The organism is Helicobacter sp. T3_23-1059, assembly GCF_053654515.1.
The window spans coordinates 1-766 of record NZ_JBSIUV010000178.1 but is presented as its reverse complement, the minus strand read 5'-3'; the positions used below and the strand labels follow the sequence as shown (position 1 = coordinate 766).

The 766-nt window shown below is 34.6% G+C and carries 1 protein-coding gene; it reads right to left on the bottom strand.

The genetic code is table 11. The features are described from left to right. On the bottom strand, positions 1 to 766 hold a 766-nt coding region (locus tag ACWIX0_RS13920; RefSeq protein ID WP_454174576.1), incomplete at both ends, for a PBECR2 nuclease fold domain-containing protein.

Here is a 766-nt window from a genome sequence, read left to right as displayed (position 1 = left end):
CTTGGATTTTCTCGGCAGTGTGTTGTATAATTTGTTCGTCAGTCCTGTTGGATAAAGATTTGTTATCCTGTAAAAGTGTTTCAGTGTTTGACTTGGCATTTGGGGATTGATATATTACTTCTGCCCCTGCTTTTAGCTTATTTTCTAAAGTCTTACTCTTTTTTGGTGCATTTGATATGCTTACAAAATAATCCTCTTTTTCTAAATTTATGCTAGTAAAAAACTCTTTATCATCTATTCTTTTTGCAAAAATAATAATATTTTCATTATCTCTTATAATAAAATCTGGCGTATTTAATGTTTCTTTGATTTGTGGTATATATTTGGTTCTATTTTTTTTGATAAGTTTTAATAAACTGCCATTTGTTAGGATTATATCCTTGTTGCCTATCGCTTCTTTTATTGTCTTGTTTAGATTTGGCTTGTAGCTTTCATTTATATTTTTTAGATTAAAAGTTTCTAGCCATTTTTGTGCGATTTGTTGGGGGATTATGTAATTTTGCCCTGTTTTGGTTGTAAGAATATAATCGCCATTTATGTATCTTTGCTGTGATTCTAGCTCGGGTGATTTTTGCTCATTATCAAAAAGACTAGGTTCATCTTTTGGTGTTGTTGGTTCGTTTGGATTTTGATTTTGCGTAAGTGTGTCTTTTTGCGCAGGGGTGTTTTGATACCCTCCCCCTTTGTCCCCCTCCGCAAGTGAGGGGGAATCTTGCAATTTGTCCGCCCTCGTGCTAAGGGAGGGGGATTTATCGGGGCTTGGTGT